23 protein-coding genes are annotated in these 21,278 nt (G+C 49.7%); 15 read left to right on the top strand and 8 right to left on the bottom strand.

Annotation, left to right across the window (positions count from 1 at the left end; genetic code table 11):
- Positions 1-709: 709 nt before the first annotated feature.
- A complete protein-coding gene (locus ACP158_RS12670; RefSeq protein WP_424946483.1) occupies positions 710-1,513 on the bottom strand; it encodes an arsenite methyltransferase in 804 nt (267 codons plus the stop codon).
- A gap of 171 nt (positions 1,514-1,684) precedes the next feature.
- Between ACP158_RS12670 and ACP158_RS12665 the strand changes: the two genes are divergently transcribed.
- The 6 genes from ACP158_RS12665 to ACP158_RS12640 all read left to right on the top strand — a co-directional run bounded on the left by ACP158_RS12665 (position 1,685) and on the right by ACP158_RS12640 (position 8,315).
- Positions 1,685-2,647 (top strand): acetyl-CoA carboxylase carboxyltransferase subunit alpha, encoded by a 963-nt coding sequence (locus ACP158_RS12665; protein WP_424946482.1) that lies wholly within the window; start codon positions 1,685-1,687, stop codon positions 2,645-2,647.
- Positions 2,644-4,074 (top strand): tRNA lysidine(34) synthetase TilS, encoded by a 1,431-nt coding sequence (gene tilS / locus ACP158_RS12660; RefSeq protein ID WP_424946481.1) that lies wholly within the window; start codon positions 2,644-2,646, stop codon positions 4,072-4,074. The genes ACP158_RS12665 and tilS overlap by 4 nt, the downstream gene beginning before the upstream one ends.
- Positions 4,075-4,206: 132 nt before the next feature.
- Entirely contained in the window at positions 4,207-5,856 is a 1,650-nt protein-coding gene (locus ACP158_RS12655) for a CTP synthase (protein ID WP_424946480.1), read from the top strand.
- A gap of 34 nt (positions 5,857-5,890) precedes the next feature.
- Complete coding sequence (kdsA, locus tag ACP158_RS12650; RefSeq protein ID WP_424946479.1) at positions 5,891-6,733, top strand: 3-deoxy-8-phosphooctulonate synthase; 843 nt, start codon at positions 5,891-5,893, stop codon at positions 6,731-6,733.
- A complete protein-coding gene (eno, locus tag ACP158_RS12645) occupies positions 6,730-8,034 on the top strand; it encodes a phosphopyruvate hydratase (RefSeq protein WP_424946478.1) in 1,305 nt (434 codons plus the stop codon). Before kdsA ends, eno begins: the two co-directional genes overlap by 4 nt.
- Before the next feature lie 11 nt (positions 8,035-8,045).
- Positions 8,046-8,315 carry a septum formation initiator family protein gene (locus tag ACP158_RS12640; RefSeq protein WP_424946477.1) on the top strand — a complete coding sequence of 90 codons (270 nt, stop codon included), beginning with the start codon at positions 8,046-8,048 and terminating at the stop codon, positions 8,313-8,315.
- A 153-nt stretch (positions 8,316-8,468) separates the two neighbouring features.
- Here the strand turns inward: ACP158_RS12640 and ACP158_RS12635 are convergent, their stop codons facing one another.
- From ACP158_RS12635 to ACP158_RS12625, 3 genes are all read right to left on the bottom strand, one after another.
- Positions 8,469-9,455: a DNA-methyltransferase gene (locus ACP158_RS12635; protein ID WP_424946476.1), complete on the bottom strand. Its 987-nt coding sequence runs from the start codon at positions 9,453-9,455 to the stop codon at positions 8,469-8,471.
- Entirely contained in the window at positions 9,452-10,258 is an 807-nt protein-coding gene (locus tag ACP158_RS12630; protein ID WP_424946475.1) for a type II restriction enzyme, read from the bottom strand. Before ACP158_RS12630 ends, ACP158_RS12635 begins: the two co-directional genes overlap by 4 nt.
- Before the next feature lie 243 nt (positions 10,259-10,501).
- On the bottom strand, positions 10,502-11,500 hold the full coding sequence (locus ACP158_RS12625; RefSeq protein WP_424946474.1) for a YgfZ/GcvT domain-containing protein: 999 nt from the start codon (positions 11,498-11,500) through the stop codon (positions 10,502-10,504).
- Between the two features lie 197 nt (positions 11,501-11,697).
- Here ACP158_RS12625 and sdhC point away from each other — a divergent pair, with 197 nt between their 5' ends.
- From sdhC to ACP158_RS12590, 7 genes are all read left to right on the top strand, one after another.
- Entirely contained in the window at positions 11,698-12,069 is a 372-nt protein-coding gene (gene sdhC / locus ACP158_RS12620) for a succinate dehydrogenase, cytochrome b556 subunit (protein WP_424946473.1), read from the top strand.
- Positions 12,066-12,419: a succinate dehydrogenase, hydrophobic membrane anchor protein gene (gene sdhD, locus ACP158_RS12615; protein ID WP_424946472.1), complete on the top strand. Its 354-nt coding sequence runs from the start codon at positions 12,066-12,068 to the stop codon at positions 12,417-12,419. Before sdhC ends, sdhD begins: the two co-directional genes overlap by 4 nt.
- A 97-nt stretch (positions 12,420-12,516) precedes the next feature.
- A complete protein-coding gene (gene sdhA, locus ACP158_RS12610) occupies positions 12,517-14,307 on the top strand; it encodes a succinate dehydrogenase flavoprotein subunit (protein WP_424946471.1) in 1,791 nt (596 codons plus the stop codon).
- A complete protein-coding gene (locus tag ACP158_RS12605) occupies positions 14,307-15,098 on the top strand; it encodes a succinate dehydrogenase iron-sulfur subunit (RefSeq protein WP_424946470.1) in 792 nt (263 codons plus the stop codon). Before sdhA ends, ACP158_RS12605 begins: the two co-directional genes overlap by 1 nt.
- A gap of 13 nt (positions 15,099-15,111) precedes the next feature.
- Positions 15,112-15,432 carry a succinate dehydrogenase assembly factor 2 gene (locus ACP158_RS12600; protein WP_424946469.1) on the top strand — a complete coding sequence of 107 codons (321 nt, stop codon included), beginning with the start codon at positions 15,112-15,114 and terminating at the stop codon, positions 15,430-15,432.
- Between the two features lie 19 nt (positions 15,433-15,451).
- The gene (locus ACP158_RS12595; RefSeq protein WP_424946468.1) at positions 15,452-15,808 is read left to right on the top strand and encodes a hypothetical protein; all 357 of its coding nucleotides are present in this window, start codon (positions 15,452-15,454) and stop codon (positions 15,806-15,808) included.
- 101 nt (positions 15,809-15,909) lie between these two features.
- On the top strand, positions 15,910-16,752 hold the full coding sequence (locus tag ACP158_RS12590; protein ID WP_424946467.1) for a DMT family transporter: 843 nt from the start codon (positions 15,910-15,912) through the stop codon (positions 16,750-16,752).
- Positions 16,753-17,106: 354 nt separating this feature from the next.
- Here ACP158_RS12590 and ACP158_RS12585 read toward each other — a convergent pair whose 3' ends face one another.
- The 4 genes from ACP158_RS12585 to ACP158_RS12570 all read right to left on the bottom strand — a co-directional run bounded on the left by ACP158_RS12585 (position 17,107) and on the right by ACP158_RS12570 (position 20,007).
- Complete coding sequence (locus ACP158_RS12585) at positions 17,107-17,322, bottom strand: hypothetical protein (protein ID WP_424946466.1); 216 nt, start codon at positions 17,320-17,322, stop codon at positions 17,107-17,109.
- 74 nt (positions 17,323-17,396) lie between these two features.
- Positions 17,397-17,669: a hypothetical protein gene (locus ACP158_RS12580; protein WP_424946465.1), complete on the bottom strand. Its 273-nt coding sequence runs from the start codon at positions 17,667-17,669 to the stop codon at positions 17,397-17,399.
- A gap of 180 nt (positions 17,670-17,849) precedes the next feature.
- Positions 17,850-18,341 carry a DUF934 domain-containing protein gene (locus ACP158_RS12575; RefSeq protein ID WP_424946464.1) on the bottom strand — a complete coding sequence of 164 codons (492 nt, stop codon included), beginning with the start codon at positions 18,339-18,341 and terminating at the stop codon, positions 17,850-17,852.
- A complete protein-coding gene (locus tag ACP158_RS12570) occupies positions 18,292-20,007 on the bottom strand; it encodes a nitrite/sulfite reductase (protein ID WP_424946463.1) in 1,716 nt (571 codons plus the stop codon). The genes ACP158_RS12575 and ACP158_RS12570 overlap by 50 nt, the downstream gene beginning before the upstream one ends.
- Positions 20,008-20,158: 151 nt before the next feature.
- Between ACP158_RS12570 and ACP158_RS12565 the strand changes: the two genes are divergently transcribed.
- Positions 20,159-20,632 carry an Lrp/AsnC family transcriptional regulator gene (locus tag ACP158_RS12565; protein ID WP_424946462.1) on the top strand — a complete coding sequence of 158 codons (474 nt, stop codon included), beginning with the start codon at positions 20,159-20,161 and terminating at the stop codon, positions 20,630-20,632.
- Positions 20,633-20,807: 175 nt separating this feature from the next.
- Positions 20,808-21,266, top strand: a complete 459-nt coding sequence (aroQ, locus tag ACP158_RS12560; protein ID WP_424946461.1) for a type II 3-dehydroquinate dehydratase — start codon at positions 20,808-20,810, stop codon at positions 21,264-21,266.
- Positions 21,267-21,278: the final 12 nt, after the last annotated feature.

Raw genomic sequence — 21,278 nt, 5'->3', positions numbered from 1 at the left:
GTATTAGTAATTAAAACATAGTTTAAACTAATAGTCAATCCCTAATGATAAATATTTTTTTATAATCTATTGAGGGAGCCTGTGGTTAATGTATATCATATTGAATTGATCAACATAAGGTACTATCTGCGCGGATTTTTGAACAACAAACACCTTCCATTGCTACCCTAGAAATATAAACACATATACCTGTTCGATGCTTTTTTGGTTATACGAATGGCTGATGGTCTATGTTTTTCACCCAGCCTTTCATGCAAAATCACCCCAACCAACTAATCAAAATAATCACAATAGCGGGCGGTACGATATATCGGATCAGAACATACCAGGTGTCAAATACTTGGCTTGCTCTTATCCCCAGTTCGTCATGTAGTGAGACTTTGCTGACCTGCTCACTTTGTGGCACTCCTCCAGCCGGGCGTTCTCAAAACGGTTGTAGGTCTTGGGTAGCACATCCTTGAGGTCGGGATTGCACAACTGGCGCGCTTGGCAGGCTGACCGCGCAAAGTTTCCTGACCTCGGTGCTCGACGCGATGGGATGTCTGTCAAACTACAAAGCCTCAGAGATGGAATACTATCGGTTAACTCACTGACCCGATAATTGACGATATGGTTACACCCAATCGAAATCAAATAACGTTAGCAGTTTTCCGCCCATTCATTAGACCGCATTTTCGCGGCCCGAGTGCACTGGTTATGCCTTTGGTGGTTATGCCTTTGGCTTGATTGCCTCGATGGTTGCGGCAACAACATAATCCTCGATCTTGCTGTCTGGCAGCCAATTGCGGATGAAGTCCCTGCTCTTGTCCTTTGGCTTAATCTCTATTTCATCAAACCCCGCATCCTTGAGCATAGTTTCAATCGCTTCGATTGATGAGGCGCCAGACATGCACCCGGTAAATAACGCCAGGTCATGTTTGAACTTTTCCGGCAACTCAGCCGTGGCCACGACATCTGATATAGCAAGTCGTCCGCCAGGCTTCAGCACCCGCAACGATTCCCGAAAAACCTTTGCTTTTTCCGGCGATAAATTGATCACGCAATTGGAAATGATAACATCCACGATCGAATCGGCCACCGGCAGATTTTCTATTTCACCGAGCCGAAAATCGACATTGTTATAACCGGCATCAGCCGCATTTTTTCGTGCCTTGCCCAGCATTTCATGGGTCATATCAACGCCTATAACTTGTCCTGATTCGCCCACTTCCCTAACCGCGAGAAAGCAATCAAAGCCGCCGCCACTACCTAAATCCAAAACCGTTTCTCCGGGTTTCAGCGAGGCGATCGCTTTTGGGTTGCCGCAACCCAGGCCCATGTTTGCGCCGTCCGGCACTTCACCAACATCTGTGTTTGAGTAGCCGAGTTTCATTGAGGTCGTTTTGGCATCGGAACTCGATTCATCGCAACATGAAGTTGCTGAATTTCCACCCTCTGAATTATCCGCTTCGGCTACCTTGCCATACTGCTCGCGAACGGCTTGGCGAAGAGTGTCATTTGCGTATTGAGTCATTGCTGATTCCTGTCTTGAGGTTTAAAAAAGCATTATACGGCGCGATACGCCAACATACTCTATTATCACAACATTGCGCGCATGAATAAACAGCACGAGCGCGAATAACTTTAGAATAAATGGTTTAAAATTCAAACGTATATAAATCACTAAAACCGCACTAAAATTGTTATGAGTCTTGATTATCTCGAATTTGAGAAACCTATCGCGGAGTTACAGGAAAAAATTGCCGAGCTACAGCGAGTCAGTTCAGCCGGCGAGTTAAATATGGGCGCTGAAATCAGCCGGCTGTGCGCGAAAAATCTGCAACTGACAAAAGAGATATTCGCCAAACTTGGAGCCTGGCAAATTACACAAATCGCCCGCCATCCTTTGCGCCCGTACACGCTGGATTACATCAAAAGAATGGTGGTCGATTTTCAGGAGCTGCATGGCGACCGAATGTATTCCGATGATGGCGCAATTGTCGCTGGGCTGGGCTGGATTGGCGACCACAGAGTCGCCATTGTTGGCCACCAGAAGGGTCGGAATACCAAACAACGCACCAGACGCAATTTTGGCATGGCACGACCAGAGGGCTACCGCAAGGCCCAGCGCATCATGCTGCTGGCTGAGCGCTTCGGCCTGCCGTTAGTCACATTGATTGACACGCCCGGCGCCTATCCTGGGGTGGGCGCCGAGGAACGGGGGCAAAGCCAGGCCATTGCACAATCCATTGAAGTGATGGCGACATTGAAAACCCCCATAATTTCCGTGGTCATCGGCGAAGGGGGTTCCGGCGGCGCGCTTGCGATTGGGGTATGCGATAAATTGTTGATGCTGCAATATTCCACCTATACGGTCATCTCCCCCGAAGGATGCGCCTCTATTTTGTGGAAGAGTGCGGATAAGGCCGCCGAAGCCGCTGAGGCGATGGGGGTAACGACTCGGGAGTTATCAAAATTTGGTCTGGTCGATGAAGTGATTGCCGAACCACTGGGCGGCGCGCATCGCGACTATGATGAAACTGCACGGTCGGTCAAAGACAAAATTGTTGACGCGCTGAGAGAATTTGAGAGCGTTGACAATGAACAACTGCTCGAAAATCGCTATGCGCGACTCATGAGTTTTGGGAAATTTGAACTTAAAGAGTGAACCTGCAGATTAAGCAAGCCGCCGCTGAATTTTCGGCCCAGGCGCTATTCAGGATATTGTTTGAAAACTTTGGACTGGCAGAGAATACACAGTTTGTGGTCGCCTATAGCGGTGGCTGCGATTCCCAGGTTTTGTTGCATGGACTGGCATCGTTGCGCAATCAATCGAACATCACGGTCATTGCGGCGCACTTCGATCATGGCTTGCAACGCCAGTCGGCGATTTGGGCCAAGCAATGCGAACGCTGGTGCACTGAGTTTGAGGTGCGCTTGGTTTCTGTTCGTCGAACCATAAATTCTAAATCCGGGCAAAGCCTCGAAGCGAATGCGCGCGATGCCCGATACCATTGGCTGGATGAAATTTCGCAGCCTAAGCAGGTGGTGGTCAGCGCGCATCATGCCGATGATCAGGCCGAAACATTCTTGTTAAACCTGTTTCAGGGAAAAGAAATCGAGCAACTTGCAGGGGTCGCGCCTGCAAGACCATTAGTTCATGGATCGAAAAACCAATTGATCCGTCCATTGCTTGGTTTTAGCAGGACGCAATTGATGCACTACGCACAACTAAAAAAACTGCAATGGATTGAGGATCCGATGAACCATGATGTTCGGTTTTATCGCAATTATATTCGGCATGAGTTAATGCCCATTCTAAGTCATCGATGGCCCGGCATGGTTACCGCGCTAAACCGGGCGGCCGATTCCTGCCGCCGGATTGCTGAACGCGATGGAGCGAAATTATCGGCGTTGTTTGAGGTCGGCCGCGCCCCGCAATCCAGAGGTGTTTTTTGCTTGACCGATCCATTGGATCTCGATCGGGTTAATGAAAAGCGCCAGTTTGAAGTGACTGGATTGATCCGCCACTGGATTCACAACGCCGGTTATGCGTCTCCTTCAAAGGGACAATTGGCGACCCTGTACTGCCAAATTATGGCGCAACCGGCATCATCGGCAACCCTCGAGTTCAATGGCCCGGATGGCCCGGATAACCCGGATAGCTTGGCAGCACGCTATTATCATCGCCATTTATATCTCACCAAGTCGATGCTAGGCCGGAAATCTCAAGCCCGGGAATATTTAACCCTGCCCTGGGATATGCAGGCAATGAACATTCCTGAATATGGCATCGCGGTGGAAATGGTCAGCGCGGAATCGGGAGGAATGCCTCGGCGCGCGCTGCAAGGAAAAAAAATTCAATTGGCCTGGCGACGAGGCGGTGAGCGCGTGCGGTTGAATAATCGACAGCATCATTCCTCGTTGAAAAAATTATTTCAGGCTAATGGTGTGCCGCCCTGGGAACGGGATTGTTTGCCGTTTTTAAAAATCGACGGCGAAATTGCCTGGGTTCATGGGATTGGCGGGTTGGGCGAATATGCGGCAGATTCGAGTAACTTGGGAATCCGCCCGCAATTTTCGCGGCTTGAATGATTGATAGTTGCGCCTGTGTTTGGTAATCTGCTCCCCCGTCCGGGGAGTCGCGTTCTGGTCCTCCCTAAACACATCCGCACCGTGACCGTGAACATGAACATGGTGTCAAAATTTATCAGTGGCTAAGTCGCGATGACAAAATTCGTTTTCATCACCGGCGGGGTTGTTTCTTCACTGGGCAAGGGCATCGCCTCGGCGTCGCTCGGCAGCGTCCTGGAAGCGCGCGGCATCAAGGTGACCTTGCTCAAGTTAGACCCCTATATCAATGTCGATCCCGGCACCATGAGTCCGTTCCAGCACGGCGAGGTGTTTGTGACCGAGGATGGCGCCGAGACCGATCTGGATTTAGGGCATTACGAGAGATTTGTTCGCACCACCATGGGCAACGCCAATAATTTCACTACCGGCCAAATTTACGAGACGGTGATTCGCAAGGAGCGTCGAGGGGATTATCTGGGGGGTACGGTTCAGGTGATTCCGCATATTACCGACGAAATCAAGGCATCGGTGACAGCCGGGGCCAAAGACGCGGAAATTGCATTGGTGGAAATCGGCGGCACCGTGGGCGACATCGAATCATTGCCGTTCCTCGAGGCCATTCGCCAAATGCGTATCGAGTTAGGCAAGGAAAACACCTTGTTTATGCATCTTACCTTGGTGCCTGAAATTGCAGTTACCGGAGAGATCAAAACCAAACCCACTCAGCACTCGGTAAAAGAGATGCGTACAATTGGTATTCAGCCGGACATATTATTATGCCGTGTTCGGGAGACACTCCCCGATGCTGCGCGTAAAAAGATTGCCTTGTTCACTAATGTGGAGGAGGAAGCCGTTATCTCGGGCGTCGATGTGGACAATATTTATAAAATTCCAAAATTGTATGTGGCGCAAAAAATAGACCAAATTGTTACCGAACAACTCAATATCAAAGCGAGTCCGCCGGATATGTCGGAATGGGACCGGGTGCTGGAAAACAGCATTCATACCGAAAATAAAATCACTATCGCTATGGTCGGCAAGTATGTCAGTCTAACCGAGTCCTATAAATCGCTGTCAGAAGCATTATTCCACGCCGGCATTCAAACCCGCACGAAAATTGAAATATTTTACGTTGACTCAACCGAGATCGAAGAAAATGGCACCGCAATGCTGGAATCGGCTGACGCTATTCTGGTGCCGGGCGGATTTGGTGAAAGAGGTATTGAGGGCATGATAACAGCGGTGCAGTATGCCCGCGTCAACAAGATTCCCTATCTGGGCATATGTTTGGGTATGCAGGTGGCAACCATTGAATTTGCGCGTAATGTTGCGGGTCTGGATAAGGCGCACAGCACCGAATTCGACAAAAAATCACCGCATCCCGTGATTGCGTTGATTACCGAATGGATTGACCCCAAGGGGCAGATCGAACGGCGAGACGAAAATGCCGATCTGGGCGGCACCCTGCGCTTGGGAGCGCAGGAAATTCACCTTAAAAAGGGTTCCAGGTACAAGCGTATTTATCATAAAGAAGTGATCAAGGAGCGCCATCGACATCGCTTTGAGTTCAACAATAACTATATGAAACAACTCGAAGATCACGGTTTGATTTTTTCCGGTTTGTCATGTAGCGGCTTGGTTGAGATCATCGAACTTAACGATCATCCCTGGTTCGTTGCCTGCCAGTTTCATCCCGAATTTACCTCAAATCCCAGAGACGGCCATAGGATGTTCACCGATTATATTAATGCGGGATTGAAGCGCCAGCAGTTAGCGGCAGAGCCGCAATCAACCAGTGCATAATCGACGCCAGAACAGTCAATATTATAATCGGAAAATGAATTTACCCACCTTCAAAGCCAACCAGAACGAGCCGTTCTTTTTGATTGCCGGGCCGTGCGTCATTGAATCGGAGGAAATGGCATTATCGACTGCCGCCGCGTTGCGGGAGATCACCGATAAGTTGGGCATTGACTTTATTTATAAATCATCATTTGACAAAGCCAATCGCACTTCCAGCGATTCGCCGCGAGGACCCGGACGGAACAAGGGGTTGGCAATTCTCGGCAAGGTAAGAGAGCGAGTAGAAGTCCCGGTATTGACCGATGTTCATAATGTCGAAGATGTCGCCGACGCCGCCGAGGTTGTGGATGTCCTGCAAACCCCGGCATTTTTGTGTCGCCAAACCGATCTAATTCAAGCCGCGGCATTGTCGGGGAAACCGGTGAACATCAAAAAGGGGCAGTTTCTGTCGCCCCATGAAATGCAGCATGTGGTGGATAAAGCGAAGAGCGCCAATCGCGAGGCAACGATCATGGTGTGCGAACGCGGTTCGAGTTTCGGCTACAACAATCTGGTGGTCGATATGCGCAGCCTGGAAATCATGAAATCGACCCAGTGTCCGGTCGTGTTCGACGCCACCCATTCGGTGCAGTTGCCGGGTGCGGGGCAGGGACATCTCACAGGGAAATCCGGCGGGCAGCGTGAATTCGTGCCGGTTTTGTCCAAAGCCGCGATTGCGGTGGGCGTGGACGGCATCTTCATGGAAACCCATCCCGATCCGGCAAATGCATTTAGTGATGGACCCAATGCCTGGCCATTGGATCAAATGGAAGCGTTGCTTAAACAACTCATCGCCATTGATCGCATCACTAAATCAACCCGACGCAAATCAATATGACGCGCTCATCAACACAAGTCAAGGATATCAATGCCTGGGAAATCCTGGATTCACGCGGCAACCCGACCATTGCCGTGGATTTGGTGTTGAACAATGGAGCGTCCGGCAGCGCCGCGGTCCCATCCGGCGCGTCAACCGGCTCGCTCGAAGCCTTGGAGTTGCGCGATGGCGATCAGCAACGATATTCGGGCAAGGGCGTATTGAATGCGGTTCTCAATGTCAACACCGCATTGAAAAACGCAATTCGCGGTCAGGACGCCTTGGACCAAAGGCGCATCGACGAGACCATGCTGGAACTGGACGGCACCGAGAATAAAAGCAGTCTCGGCGCCAATGCGTTGCTGGCGGTTTCCTTGGCATCAGCCCATGCCGCGGCCAATTCCCAGGGCATTCCGTTATACCAACACCTGGGCGCGTTGTACGGCAATGACAAGTTCACGTTGCCGGTGCCGCAAATGAATATCATCAATGGTGGCGTGCACGCCGACAATGCCATTGACTTCCAGGAGTTCATGATCCTGCCGGTGGGATTTCCGATTTATTCTGAGGCGCTGCGTTGCGGTGTTGAAATTTTTCATGCCCTGAAATCCGTCCTGTTGGCCAACAATCTCAGCACCGGCGTCGGCGACGAAGGCGGGTTTGCGCCAGAGTGCGCGTCCAATGAAGAAGGTCTGGGCTTGATTATGCAAGCGATTGAAAAAGCCGGTTATCGTCCCGGCGATCAAGTGATGATTGGATTGGATGCGGCCAGTTCGGAATTTTGTCGTGATGGAAAATATCGATTAAAAGCGGAGCGGCTGGAGTTGGACGCCGGTGAATTTGCCGAGTATTTGCACAACTGGGTTAATAAATATCCCATTATCAGCATTGAAGATGGAATGGATGAACTGGATTGGGATGGCTGGGCGCAGTTGACCCGGATTTTAGGCGATCAGGTGCAACTCACCGGCGATGATTTGTTTGTGACCCATACTGAAATACTGAAAAAAGGCATTGAGCGGGGCATCGCCAACTCGATTTTGATTAAGTTCAATCAAATTGGCACACTGTCTGAAACCTTTGATGCTATCAGTATGGCTCAACGAGCGAATTATTGCGCCACCATTTCCCACCGTTCCGGGGAAACCGAGGACACCACCATTGCGGATTTAGCGGTCGCCACCGCCGCCGGGCAGATTAAAACCGGGTCATTATGCCGCTCTGAGCGGGTGGCGAAGTACAATCGACTATTGAAAATTGAGCAGATGTTGGGCGACAATGCGGTATATGCTGGGCCAGCCGCCTTCTATAATTTGAAATAGCGCGAGATAAATTGAAACCGATTAACCTCATATTGCTGATCATTTTTCTGGGCACCCAATATGCGTTGTGGTTCGGGGACAAGAATGTTTTCGACTGGTATCGCCTTAACCAGGCGGCCGAGCAAACCCGGTTGGAAAACGCGGAACTTGATCAAAGAAACCAACGGCTTGTCGCGCAGGTGATCGATCTCAAGGCCGGCGGCGAAACTGTGGAAACCATTGCTCGGTCGGAACTCGGTTTAATAAAGAAGGGAGAAACCTTTTACCAGATTATTGAGTAATAAGTAAAAAAATTAACGGAAACGAATGCCCCTAAGCTGGAACGAAATCCGCGCGAAAATACCGTGTTATCTCAAAACGTCAGATATTTACCAACTTGAATACTGCATCATCGCCGCCCGCTCAGCTTTCCCTCCATACCCTGTGATCTACAATTATAAAAAGCCATCAATAATTTTAGATAAATCCGAATGCGTGTAGGATTCGATTACATCACCATCTAAAATAATATCTAGTTTTTCCCCATCCCACTCCAGATCATCGTAGAGTTCAGTAGTGGTCCTAAAATACCTATCAATCAAATCAGATTGTTTTTGTATTTTCTTACCATTTTCCCCGATATTTCTTCGAGATTGCATGATAGAGCTCATTCGGTGTTCTTTTTTGATAAAATTATTTTTCAGGCGCGTTCGGATAATTTCGCAATAATCCGGGTGTATTTCACAAGTCAAGTAGGTGCGCTTTAGTTCTTTTACTTTTGCGACTTCTGACCCGCTTCCGCCAAATAAAACGAAAACACTGTCGCCAGATTTTGTGCAAGATTTAATAAATAACTCACTGAGTTCTTGGGGTATTTGGCAGGCATGGAATGTTTTTTCTAATGAAACATTTTTGACCAAGTTGTATTGTAGCCATGAATAAGGCATGCGTCCCGGGCTGCCGTTGGCGATGCGCCCTTGAATACGTTTGTCTGTTGGATTGCGATAAGGTTGAGCAATTTGCTCCTTGTAGAAATTATTGCTTTTGCCTTTAGTGGCGTGCAGAATGGAACGGTGGGCAGTAGTGAAGCGTTTTGGAGAATGTCCTACATTAGTCGGATACACCCAAACATAATCATATACGCCATGCGCGGCATCGTCCAAGTAAAGTGCGCGCAAGTGTGCGTTCTGTTTTGGGTAGTTCATCATAAACAGGTTGCCGGTGGGTTTTAATACGCGCATGCACTCTTTCGCTAAACCGACATACCAAGAGATGTACTCCTCCCACTTGCTCGTATATTTTCGCCCGCTGTAGTTGATGCCGACGCCATAATCAGGGTCACCCCATATCATATCCAGACAGGCTGGCGGTAAAACACGCAAAACATCCATGACATCTCTTTGCTCAACTTTGTTGTGAAACTTTTTTGGTAGCGTATTCATCGCGTAATTAACTTATACTGGCTACATTTAATCAAACGGATCGAATCCATTTTCATTGGGTCTTCGAAAGTATAAAGATACAATCGAATAGTTGATTCGCCATCCACGCTACGATTCCGCAACAAATAGCAACAGTTTATATCCTCAACTTTAATTTTTCCAATTTGTCTAAGGTGATGAAAATATAGATATGGATGGAACAATTGATAGACGGCAAAGTTATCAGGGAAATTATTTTTACCTTCGAACACTGTGACTACGCCAAGATATTCAGTCACTAAATCAATTTCCATTTGTAGTTTGGTTGTGTGTATTTCTTCTTTGCCAATCTTATAATGAAGGTCGGACCGCGTGCGTCTGGAGCCGTACATTTTCGGATTTGCCACGATGTCATCATACAAAAAGTCGTGAACAATTCTTTGGTTGAACCCTACGGATAAAATATTGCTTTCGCTGGTGTCTATTTCGTTTAACGCGCTTTTGTGGTATTTCCATGGTATTTCCTTATTGTCGATTTTCTCAAAGTCGTGAAAACAAATTTGGGCGGCTTTGATAAATCTGTGTTTCCCTTTTCCAAGATGAATGATGCAGTAATTTTGTTTTATTATTTCGTCTGGAAGAATCGACGAATTGTCCGTTTTGGTTACGTCAAATAGGTTGCCGAACTCGTGTTTTTTGCTAATTTCTCCAACAAAGTCATTGTCAAACGTATAACTATTTTTCTTTCTACAGTGCTCAAAAATATCCAATAGCACCAATTTCTTTTTGGACAGGGTTATGGATGGTGTGTTACTTTTTGCCATTATTTAGGTGACCGGGTTATTGCTCGATATGCAACCGATTATAACTTAGGTTCAAGACAACTTAAACGGTTAATTTTTGGGTCGATTTGGGTGGCTGTTGGCAGGTGTTTCCATGGCGCATATTGAATTAAACTCACGCTCTTTCAAATGCCACGAAAGCGCGTTAAATGCACCTTGCAAAGCCCTCAGAAGTTTCAATATCGGTTGCAAACAAAAGAGAATGTTGCTCTTTGACTTTTGCTTTTATTGTTCTAGATTTATGTCATAAGGCAGACCAATTCGCTGCAACTTCGGGCCAGCCGCAGAGCCGAGCATCAAATCACCCGATTCAACCATTGTTGCCGGCACCATGGCCGATAATTGAAACTGACTATTCCCGGTTTTAACGGCGTCAACAACCAGGCCGGATTTCTGGCCGGACTGAGCCGCGCTATAAATTTCATCGCCCGGCGCAATATCGTGACTTGATTCCACTTTGGCGATGACCAAGCGTTGTTTTGGTTTTCCCAGATATTTTATCCGCGCCACAATTTCCTGGCCGGGGAAACATCCTTTGCTGAAACTGACGCCGTCCACTAACTCCAGGTTTATGGTCTGCGGGATAAACGCGCCGGCGGTTTGCGCATAAACCTGCGGGATTCCCGATCGAATATCCAGCCATCGCCAAAGATCGCAATGGTGGAGCGGACTGCCGTGCGCGTGCGCCGCGATATTTTTTGACGGCGCAATAATCAGATGCCGCGCCACAACCGAATCGACCCGATAACTGACCCCGCCGAACTCATCATGCCGCGCTTCGCCCGCCGTCCCCAGCAAGGTATATTCATCGTCCAGCTGGATATCCACTTTAGCTCTCAGCACAAACATTTTTAAGCGAGCGATGAGTGATTCGCTGATGTCCTTGGGAACGATCATCCAAAATCCCTGGTCCTTACGCACCAAGCGGATAATCGCCAAGGTCCTGCCTTTCGGGTTGCAGTAAGCGTGCAGTTGGCAATGGTTTTTATCCAGCATATTGATATCGTTGCTGAACTGCCCTTGCAGAAAGGACTGCGCGTCATCGCCGCTGACCCGAATAAGACTTAGCGGGGAAAGATCGATCAGGTGGCTGCGCTGCGCTGCGCCCGCTGCAATCGACTCCAGGTCTATTGCAACGGGATGGATCAGATCAAAAGAATCCATCGGAGAATCATTTTGCGGAGAATCATGTTGATTGTCGGGCGGTTGTTGTGATGATGTCATAATCGCGGATTGTAAGTTTCCTGTTTTGGGATGCATTTTCCCATAATTAACGGCATGATTGATCACATAATTGATTACATATATTGACCAAGGCGCGTGAGCGTTAATGGGAGAATATGCGGCTGGAATCAGTTAAAATCAAGTTATGAAAGAGCAATCCGCCAATCCGCGTTAATCGACTCATTCAGGAGATTCGTTTGCCGACCAACCAGCGCCCGCTGTCGCCGCACCTTCAGGTCTATAAACCACAACTCACTTCGGTGCTGTCCATATTGCATCGGGCGAGCGGCGTGGCGATTACTTTCGGGGCGATGATCATCGTCTGGTGGCTGTGGCGCATCGCCGCCGGCGCCGACAATTTTAACGCGGCATTTCAATTTTTGAACTCCCTGTCCGGCAAGGGGTTGTTGGTCGTATGGACGTTATGCACCAGTTATCACTTGCTCAACGGCATCCGTCATTTGTGTTGGGACTTTGGCTACGGCTTTGAATTGGATCAGGTGTATTTATCCGGTAAAGTGGTGTTGGCGGGTTCAGCATTATTGACCATTTTGGTGTGGTTGATATGAGCAGTCATCACCCTATAAGTCACGGCAAGGGCTCTCAGCATTGGCGCTGGCAAAGAATTTCAGCCATCGGCTTAATCCCATTAACGCTTTGGTTTATGTTTGCGATTGTCGGCCACATTGGCGATGACCACGCAACAGTCGCAGGCTGGATCGCCCAACCTTACGTTGCGGTTTCGCTGGTTTTGTATATCGGTTTCATGTTTTTTCATGGCCAGTTGGGGCTGCAGGAAATAATCGCGGATTATATTCATGACCAAAGACTGAAATCCATCGGCTTGTTTGCGACCAGGGCGGCGTTAATGGCTTCAGCATTGGTTGGACTGCATGCCATTCTACGTATCGCATTTTGAGCAAAATCATTTTGAGCAAGTTCATTTGAAGCAGGGTCATTATGAAATTTATGGCAATAAAATTTGTGGCCATGAAATCTGCGCGGCGGCGTAAAACATGACTGAAGCCTATAACATTATCGACCATCAATACGATGTCGTTGTGGTCGGCGCCGGCGGCGCCGGTTTGCGCGCGACATTCGGCTTGGCTTTGGAAGGATTGAGCACCGCCTGCATCACTAAACTGTTCCCCACTCGCAGTCATACCGTGGCCGCGCAGGGCGGAATGAGCGCGGCGCTCGGCAACATGGGCGAGGACGATTGGCGGTGGCATATGTATGACACGGTCAAGGGCTCGGACTGGCTCGGCGACCAAGACGCGATTGAATATATGTGCAAGCAGGCACCGGACGCGGTTATTGAACTCGAGCATTACGGCGTGCCGTTTTCGCGCACCCCGGACGGCAAGATTTATCAGCGCGCGTTCGGCGGCATGACCACCCATTTCGGCGAGGGCCAGGCGCAGCGCACTTGCGCCGCCGCCGACCGCACCGGTCATGCGATTTTGCACACGCTGTATCAGCAGTCGCTAAAACACGATGCGCAATTCTTCATTGAGTATTTCGCCATCGATCTCATCATGCAAGACGGCGAATGCAAAGGCGTGATGGCTTGGGATTTGGAGCGCGGCGAACTGCATCGTTTCGCCGCCGCCATCGTCATCCTCGCCACCGGCGGCTATGGCCGAGTTTATTTTTCTTCGACTTCCGCGCATAGCTGTACCGGCGACGGCGGCGGTATGGTATTGCGCGCTGGCTTGCCATTGCAGGATATGGAATTTGTACAATTTCATCCAACCGGTATTTATGGCGCGGGGGTCTTGATCACCGAAGGCGCGCGCGGGGAGGGCGGCTACCTGACCAACGCCAAAGGCGAGCGGTTTATGGAGCGCTACGCGCCCAACGCCAAAGACCTGGCGTCGCGCGATGTGGTCAGCCGTTCCATGACCATGGAAATTCGCGATGGACTGGGGGTTGGCGAAGAAAAAGACCACATCCACTTGCATCTGGAGCATCTCGGCGCGGAGGTCCTGGCCGAGCGCTTGCCCGGAATTTCCGAGTCGGCAAAAATTTTCGCCGGCGTGGATGTCACCAAGCAGCCGATTCCGGTACTGCCCACAGTACATTACAACATGGGCGGCATCCAAACCAACCTTCACGGCCAGGTGGTCACGCTGAAGGACGGTGATCCGGAAACCATTGTCGTCGGCTTAATGGCCATCGGCGAGGCCGCGTGCGTGTCGGTGCACGGCGCCAACCGCTTAGGGTCAAACTCGCTGTTGGATATTGTTGTGTTTGGCCGAGCGGCGGCACATCGCGCGCGCGAATTGATTGCGCCGGGCAGTCAAACACCGCCGCTGCCCAAAAGCGCCGGGCAGGAAATCCTGGATCGATTTGACAAAATCCGGTATGCCAAAGGCGCTATCCCAACCGCGCAAATACGTTTGGAAATGCAGAAAACGATGCAAAATAATTGCGCGGTGTTTCGTACCGAACAAGTGATGCGGGAAGGAGTGGAAACATTGACCGCAATATGTCATAAATTTACCGATGTCCGTGTTGCCGATCGGTCGATGATCTGGAATTCGGATTTGGCGGAAACGCTGGAGTTGGATAATTTATTGCGCCAGGCCAGAGTTACCATTCACTCGGCAGTGAACCGAACTGAAAGCCGCGGCGCCCATGCGCGCGAAGACTACCCCGACCGGGATGATGAAAACTGGATGAAACACACATTGGCATGGCAGGAAAATGTCGATGATGATCCGAGTATCGACTATCGGCCAGTGCATAGCTACACATTAACCGATGAAGTGGAATATATTGAACCCAAAGAGCGCGTGTACTAATGGCTGAATTCCGATTGCCGGCAAATTCCCGCATTACCAAAGGAAAAACATTTAAGGATGTGAGCGGCGGCGCGTTGCGTGCGGTGCATATCTACAGATGGAACCCTGATTCCGGCGACAATCCCAGAGTGGATACCTATGAGGTTGATACGCAAGCCTGTGGCCCCATGGTGCTGGATGTTTTAATCAGAATAAAAAATGTTATCGACAGCACGCTGACTTTCCGCCGTTCTTGTCGAGAAGGCATTTGCGGGTCCTGTTCAATGAACATCAATGGCGTAAATACGCTGGCCTGTACCCGTGCTGTGAATGAATCCAATGAGGATATAAAAATTTACCCGCTGCCGCATATGTCGGTGGTCAAGGATTTAGTGTCGGACATGAGCAATTTTTACGCTCAATATGCGTCGGTCAAGCCCTGGCTCAAGACCGATAGCGCGGGCGTTAACTCCAGGCCCGATAAAGAACGGCTGCAATCCGAGGAGCAGCGCGCCAAACTCGATGGGCTGTATGAATGTATTTTGTGCGCATGTTGTTCGACCAGCTGTCCAAGTTATTGGTGGAACTCAGATCAATATCTCGGACCGGCGGCGTTGTTGCAATCCTATCGTTGGATCGCCGATAGCAGGGATGAAGCAACGCAAGAACGATTGGAGGATTTAGACGATGTATTCAAGTTATATCGTTGTCATACCATCATGAATTGTACCAATGCCTGCCCCAAAGGGTTGAATCCGGCCAAAGCGATTGGAGAAATTAAAAAAGCCATCGTGCAACAAAAATCGGGTTGAGTAGATGATGGGTATGACGACACGTATAGCAGATGAACGAACAATTAAACAACGATCAGGCAAACAACGACTAGGCAAACAACGATCAGGCAAACAACTACTTTGGCGATGTCGCCGAGGAACGAAAGAACTGGATTTGATTTTGAGTGAATTTGTTGCTGATTATTACCATGAACTTTCCAGAAACGAGAAGAATGAGTTTAACCAGCTGTTGGAAGTCGAGGATACGGTATTGACGGAATGGCTGTGTTACAAAGTAACACCCGCTAGTCAAATATACGGCCAGGGAATGGTGGAAATTGTCTCACGAATACTGTCTACCTATCGCCATTAAACTCGATTCATCGAATCGAATGTCGATCCTGTTAGCCGGACTTTATCTGCTGCCCCTGATTCCGGTTTGCATTGAATTCGAAGCGATCTATTCGTTAGGAGTGACGTTGATTTGTTTGGCAATGTTGAAATATGAATTGATTTGCCACTCAGCACTCAAGCCGTTTTCAAATATTCGAGTTACTCAACAGGGAAAATGGTATCTGGTTAATCTGGAAGGAAAATTAAAAAGCATCAGGTTTAAAAATTTCATGTGGTTTGGCCCGGTATTATTCCTGCTTTTTACACTAAACGGAAAACAACAAAGAGTGATGGTGTTTGAAAATCAACAAAACACGTCGCACTTTCACAAGTTGAAGGTTTACCTTAAAAATTAAATACAACCCGATTCATTCCGTTTCCGATATAGTTAGCGTCAAAATAGATAAGGGTTCCGACTATCATTTCCGCCAACTTAAAAGGCGCAAGCTGGATCGCAATGTCGTGCTTGTACGCATCGATTATGGTGACCATGATCAAAACCATCGGCGACGATGTCAACTCGACGGTGATCGTTGCTGGCCGGTGTTTTTTTGGACTCATCTTGTTATCTCCGATGTTGCTGAAAAGGGGGTTTGCCGGTCTTGCCAGCACCCAGCTGACACTGCATTTAGTGCGTGGCGGGTTTGTTGCTGTGGGGATAAATCTGGGTTTTTATAGCCTGACAATTCTCCCTATCACCACGGTAACCGTGCTTTTCTTCACCGTGCCATTGTTCGTCACCTTGCTGGCGCGGCCGGTTTTGGGAGAGCAGGTCGGATGGCGGAGAATATCGGCAACGCTGGTTGGTTTTCTGGGCGCGGTGGTGGTGATTAACCCGACCGCCGAGGTGTTCGATATGCGCTTGCTGATACCGGTTGTCAGTTCCGCGTTTTTTTCCGTGTCGCTGGTGCTGCATAAACAGTTATCAAAATCCGACCCTCCCTGGGTGCTGATGTTTTACATGTTCAGTTGCACGCTGGTTTTAACCGCGCCGTTCGCGGTGGCGCATTGGCAACCCCTGGCGTTTGGCAACTTTGGTTTTATCGTGCTGATTGCGATATTCGCCACCTTGCGCACCTATGCTGACATTAAGGCTTACTCCATCGGCGATGTCAGTTTCGTTGCGCCGTTCCAATACTTGCGCATTTTATTTGTAAGCATCATTGCCTACTTGCTGTTTGGCGAAGTGCTTGCGTTGCGCGAATGGGTCGGGGTGATGATTATCATATCCAGCACATTGTATATTGCGCACCGGGAATATCGCCTGAACCGACACCGCGTTCAGCACGACAGGTTATGAGGCCGCCAAGTCAAGTCGTGCAAGTCGTCCTTGAACCCGAATTTTAGGTTCAAGATACTTTAAGGTATAGTGAAATGGTCATAGCTAATTGTTCTATAAATAAAAAACAAGTATGTCATTCGTTGCCGAATTTCGGAGAATAAATTCAGGGCGATTCCACGGCTGTTTTGCCTTGATATCAAGGCTTGCGAAGTCGCTCAAATCACCGGCATCTCTGGCCCGGCGACCAGCCGATTGTATACTCAAATCAGGCAACACATCGCCGGGCAATGCGAGCGAAGGAGTCCGGCTGCGCCGGACGGCATATTCCACTGGATTGCCCGGAACAAGCCGGGCAATGACGACCCTTATTTGTCATTCTCGCCGGCAGGCGGAAAAAACCGCCCTCCCTGCCGTCATTCTCGCCGCAGGCGGGAATCCAGTTAAATATCTGTCACGCGTAGCGTGACTCCTTATTGGCATCCGGCTTTGCCAGACACAAACCGGCGGCTTCGCCGCATAAGGAGTCCGGCTACGCTGGACGGCATATTCCACTGGATTGCCCGGCCAATAATAATATGGGCCGGGCAATGACGACCCTTATTTGTCATTCTCGCCGCAGGCGGGAATCCAGAGTGGCGTAGCCGCCGGGACGCGCTCATACATTAGCAGTAAACAACAAGCATTATCGCCTTGCCGTCCATTCTCGCATCGAACGGCGCGGCTTCGCCGCAAAGGAGTCCGGCTACGCCGGACGGCATATTCCACTGGATTGCCCGGCCAATAATAATATGGGCCGGGCAATGACAAATGATAGGGCAATGGTGAATCGAGAGGACAAAGGCGAGTTGAGACGCCAATGGCACATTGAGAATAAGAAGTCCGGCTACGCTGGAGCACGTTTTAGTGTCACGATTTGCATGACACTTATTTACCATTGTCCACTCAGCCCGTCATTCTCGCCGCAGGCGGGAATCCAGTTAAAATATGTCGTCCGGCGTAGCCGGACTCCTTTGAAAGAGTGTGAGTCTCGCTTCAATATGCGCCACGAAAATAGGTGTCAATATCTGCTAAAATCTATCCGAAATCGACCGCTTAAAGTACCTTGAACCCGAATGTTAATTATAAGGATAGACCGTATCGATTTCGGTGAAAAATGACAATGCTTGCTTCAAGTCTTGCTTCGGGTCATCGTCGGTTAGCTGAAAGGCGTTGATGCCGCAGCGCTCCATCAGCGACAGATTATCGACCGCAGCGCCGATGGCTCTGATTTCTCCGTGATAGTGATGTTGCTGCCGCAGTTCCACCGCTTGGGAATAGCCGCGCCCTTCGGCAAAGCTCTCAAATATAATGGCAATGACTGGGATGGAATCGAGATGTTCGGCGATTGAAGCGACTTCGTCATCCGCATTTAAGTAAATGCCCACGTCGCCGCATCCATCGCTGTGTCCATGGGCATCGTTTCGCATCGATAGCCAATGGCGCACTGAGATTAGTCTGCGACCCGACTCATCCGCGACCGAAGCCGCTTGATCCGGTTCGCCGAGTTCAGTATCCGGCTCAAGCCGCCACGGACTGTTGATAATCCGGCGATTTTTTATGATTTGCATACAGGTTTTCATACAGGTTTTCCTGGAACGGGGAAACCCCGGTTCGAATCACCGTGGCGAGAAATGATTCATCAGCCCGGCGCTGTTTCAGGTAGGTTTCTATAATATTTTCGATGGCGTCCGCCAATTCGGTTTTTGCCACGGCCGGGCCAAGTCTTTGACCGATGCGCGCGTCGTTTTCGGCCGACCCGCCGAGCGTCAGTTGATACCATTCCTCGCCTTTTTTATCCACGCCTAATATGCCGATGTGGCCGGCGTGGTGGTGGCCGCAGGCATTCACGCAACCGGACATTTTAAGTTTGATGTCGCCGATTTGATACAGCCGGTCGAAATCATCCATGCGCTCGCTGATCTCCTTGGCCAACTCGATCGTGCCGGCGTTTGCCAGCGAGCAAAAATCCAATCCGGGACAGGCAATCATATCGGTTAGTTTGCCGATATTCGGCGTGGCCAGTTTCAACTCGTTCAACTTGTGCCAGACCGTGAATAAATCGCTGCGCTTGACATAAGGCAGCACCAGGTTTTGCTCATGGGTCACGCGTATCTCGTCCGCGCTGTAATCTCTGGTAATGCAGGCGAGCCGCTCCATGATATCCGCGTCAAGGTCGCCGGGCGCTTCGCCTTGCGCTTTTAATGAAACATGAACCACGACATAGCCGGGCAAGGCGTGTTCGCTAGTGTTGTGCTTGCGCCAGTTCATAAAAGCAGGATTGGCGACTGGAATCAGGGTGGCGCCGCTATTGCGAGGCCCCGCGGACTGCGCGAGTTTCTTGGTGAAAAACGATTTGGCTTGGTTGATTTGCTGGTTGGTTAATTCCGGGGTTTGTGCGGGCGCACCTTTTTTGGAGGCCGCCCAGGCTTGGTTAACCTTTTCCGCAAACTTATCGATGCCCAGCGCATTAACCAGGATTTTAATTCTGGCTTTATATTTATTGTCGCGCCGACCATATTTGTTATACACGCGCATAATGGCCTGCAGATAACTCAGCAATTCCGCGGCCGGCAGGTCATCATGAATTAACTTGCCGATGACCGGGGTGCGCCCCATTCCGCCGCCGACATAAATCTTGAAGCGAACTTCATCATTGCCGTTCTTGACAATGCGAATGCCGATGTCATGAAACTGCACCGCCGCGCGATCATTTTTCGCGCCGGTCACCGCAAACTTGAATTTTCTGGGCAGCCAGTTAAATTCGGGGTGGAGGGTAGACCATTGTCGCAACAGTTCGCACCACGGTCGCGGGTCTTCGTATTCGTCGCTGGACACGCCGGCCAGATGGTCGGAGGTTATATTTCTGATGCAACTGCCGCTGGTTTGGATGGCATGCATATCAACCTCGGCCAGTTCATGCAGAATTGCCGGGACATCATCCAGTTCAGGCCAGTTGTATTGGATATTTTGGCGGGTCGTGAAATGCCCGTAGCCTCTGTCGTATTTTCGGGCGATGTGGGCGAGCTTGGCCAGTTGCGCGCTGTTCAGCTGACCATAGGGAATCGCAACCCGCAGCATGTGCGCGTGGCGTTGCTCGTACAATCCGTTGCGCAACCGCAGTTGGGCAAAGCGCTCGCCGTCCAACGCGCCCGCACGGAAACGGGCGACCTGGCCCTGAAACTGGCTGGCGCGCTGATGCAGAAACTGTCTTTCCTGGTCGCTATATTGATACATGTTTTTTCACTTTTTCGGCTGGCTCTTTCGGCTGGTCATTTTTGATGACGGATAAGTGTAGAAAACTAATCGGGGATAAACAATACTAATTAGAAAATAATACTATTAATATGCTATATTATCGATTTACAGAGTATATATGTCGTATAAAATGAAAAAGAAAGAAAAAAATACTATCGATAAGGTGGATCGTAAAATTTTGTATTATCTGCAGCGAGACGCCAGTATGACCATCAAAGAAATTGCCGAGCAGGTTCATCTGTCGCCGACGCCGTGTTGGAAACGGATTCAACGCATGGAGCAGCAGGGAATCATTCGCGCACGAGTGGCACTGCTCGATCCGGTGAAAGTGGATGCCGGGGTCACGGTTTTTATTGCGGTCATGACCGACCAGCACAATACCGCATGGAGCGAGAAATTTGCATTTGAAATGTCCTCGATTCCAGAAATCATGGAAATCTATCGCATGAGCGGCGAAGTGGATTACCTGCTGCGGGCGGTGGTGTCGGATATTCCAGCCTTTGACGATCTCTACAAGAAAATAATCGACCGCATCGCGCTATCCGATGTGACCTCGACATTCGCTATGGAACAAATAAAATACACCACCGCGCTGCCAGTCTGAGTGTTTGATTCAAGCCGGATTGTTGGCGGATTTTCGGCGGGGTAAAATAGGGATTTCTGTTTCGGAATAATCGGTTATAATGTTGCAAATTCTCTAAAATTCGCTGAACCACGCCGAACTGGACTGTAAATTGAAACTTTGAAATACGCACCTGAACCCAATACCATCAGACCTCATGGCTAAATTTCTTGTGCTTCACGGACCAAACTTGAATCTGCTGGGCTCCCGCGAGCCCGAGCACTACGGCCATGTTAGTTTGAAGGACATCAATGACAACCTGGCCCGATTGGCGCACGCCGACCAGCATGAACTGGAATGCAAGCAAAGCAATGCTGAACACCAGTTGGTGGATTGGATTCAACAGGCCGCGCAGCAGCAAGTGGATTTTATGATTATCAATCCGGCCGCGTTCACGCACACCAGCGTGGCCATGCGCGACGCGCTGTCAGCGGTCAAGATTCCGTTTATTGAAGTTCACTTGTCGAATGTGCACGCGCGAGAGCCGTTTCGCCGCCAGTCTTATTTTTCCGACATCGCGGTCGGCGTGATTGCCGGACTGGGCGCGCGCGGCTATGAGTTCGCTTACGCTGCGGCGGTGGATTATTTGCGTCGTGAATTCGAAGACAATCACTAACGGCGAGACAAA

Origin of the sequence: Candidatus Spongiihabitans sp., assembly GCF_965247905.1 — a bacterium.
Taxonomy (GTDB): Bacteria; Pseudomonadota; Gammaproteobacteria; order Arenicellales; family Poriferihabitantaceae; genus Spongiihabitans.
The sequence above is the reverse complement of the archived record's forward strand: the minus strand, read 5'-3'. Positions and strand labels throughout refer to the sequence as shown.

Bases quoted from the DNA above. Each gene is read 5' to 3' on its own strand.
- ACP158_RS12670 (WP_424946483.1), bottom strand. From the start codon at position 1,513: ATGACTCAATACGCAAATGACACTCTTCGCCAAGCCGTTCGCGAGCAG.
- ACP158_RS12665 (WP_424946482.1), top strand. From the start codon at position 1,685: ATGAGTCTTGATTATCTCGAATTTGAGAAACCTATCGCGGAGTTACAG.
- ACP158_RS12655 (WP_424946480.1), top strand. From the start codon at position 4,207: ATGACAAAATTCGTTTTCATCACCGGCGGGGTTGTTTCTTCACTGGGC.
- kdsA (WP_424946479.1), top strand. From the start codon at position 5,891: ATGAATTTACCCACCTTCAAAGCCAACCAGAACGAGCCGTTCTTTTTG.
- eno (WP_424946478.1), top strand. From the start codon at position 6,730: ATGACGCGCTCATCAACACAAGTCAAGGATATCAATGCCTGGGAAATC.
- ACP158_RS12635 (WP_424946476.1), bottom strand. From the start codon at position 9,455: ATGAATACGCTACCAAAAAAGTTTCACAACAAAGTTGAGCAAAGAGAT.
- ACP158_RS12630 (WP_424946475.1), bottom strand. From the start codon at position 10,258: ATGGCAAAAAGTAACACACCATCCATAACCCTGTCCAAAAAGAAATTG.
- ACP158_RS12625 (WP_424946474.1), bottom strand. From the start codon at position 11,500: ATGACATCATCACAACAACCGCCCGACAATCAACATGATTCTCCGCAA.
- sdhD (WP_424946472.1), top strand. From the start codon at position 12,066: ATGAGCAGTCATCACCCTATAAGTCACGGCAAGGGCTCTCAGCATTGG.
- sdhA (WP_424946471.1), top strand. From the start codon at position 12,517: ATGACTGAAGCCTATAACATTATCGACCATCAATACGATGTCGTTGTG.
- ACP158_RS12605 (WP_424946470.1), top strand. From the start codon at position 14,307: ATGGCTGAATTCCGATTGCCGGCAAATTCCCGCATTACCAAAGGAAAA.
- ACP158_RS12600 (WP_424946469.1), top strand. From the start codon at position 15,112: ATGACGACACGTATAGCAGATGAACGAACAATTAAACAACGATCAGGC.
- ACP158_RS12595 (WP_424946468.1), top strand. From the start codon at position 15,452: ATGTCGATCCTGTTAGCCGGACTTTATCTGCTGCCCCTGATTCCGGTT.
- ACP158_RS12590 (WP_424946467.1), top strand. From the start codon at position 15,910: ATGTCGTGCTTGTACGCATCGATTATGGTGACCATGATCAAAACCATC.
- ACP158_RS12580 (WP_424946465.1), bottom strand. From the start codon at position 17,669: ATGGTAAATAAGTGTCATGCAAATCGTGACACTAAAACGTGCTCCAGC.
- ACP158_RS12575 (WP_424946464.1), bottom strand. From the start codon at position 18,341: ATGCAAATCATAAAAAATCGCCGGATTATCAACAGTCCGTGGCGGCTT.
- ACP158_RS12570 (WP_424946463.1), bottom strand. From the start codon at position 20,007: ATGTATCAATATAGCGACCAGGAAAGACAGTTTCTGCATCAGCGCGCC.
- ACP158_RS12565 (WP_424946462.1), top strand. From the start codon at position 20,159: ATGAAAAAGAAAGAAAAAAATACTATCGATAAGGTGGATCGTAAAATT.
- aroQ (WP_424946461.1), top strand. From the start codon at position 20,808: ATGGCTAAATTTCTTGTGCTTCACGGACCAAACTTGAATCTGCTGGGC.